1 protein-coding gene is annotated in these 301 nt (G+C 69.1%); it reads right to left on the bottom strand.

Annotation, left to right across the window (positions count from 1 at the left end; all coding sequences use genetic code 11):
- Positions 1–2 precede the first annotated feature (2 nt).
- Positions 3–301, bottom strand: a 299-nt coding sequence (locus tag KI686_RS16320) for a hypothetical protein (RefSeq protein WP_237590375.1), incomplete at its 5' end; no start/stop codon positions are given.

Raw genomic sequence — 301 nt, 5'->3', positions numbered from 1 at the left:
GCTCACTCAGGCGGCTCGGTCGAGGCCTCGTAGCCGTCGGGCAGTTCGGGAGCGATCAGGGTGGCGTCAGCGGGGTAGACGATCACCGCGTGCAGCTCGGCATCCTCGTCGGTGCGGATCTCGAAGCTGGACAGCGTCGCGGAAGCGACCTGATGGATGCGACGGATGCCGACCGTGCCGCCGGCGACGAGCTCGCGCCCGTCGGTGACGACCGCATGCCGGGTGATGCGCTGGCCGTTCTCGACGGCTTCGCGCAGCTCGATCTGGCCGACCTCGATCGATTCCGGAAGCGTCGCGATCC

Origin of the sequence: Polaribacter sargassicola, from assembly GCF_021991835.1 — a bacterium.
In the GTDB taxonomy this organism is placed as follows: domain Bacteria; phylum Bacteroidota; class Bacteroidia; order Flavobacteriales; family Flavobacteriaceae; genus Polaribacter; species Polaribacter sargassicola.
Note: the sequence above shows the minus strand (reverse complement) of the source record. Positions and strands in the feature narration are given on the sequence as shown.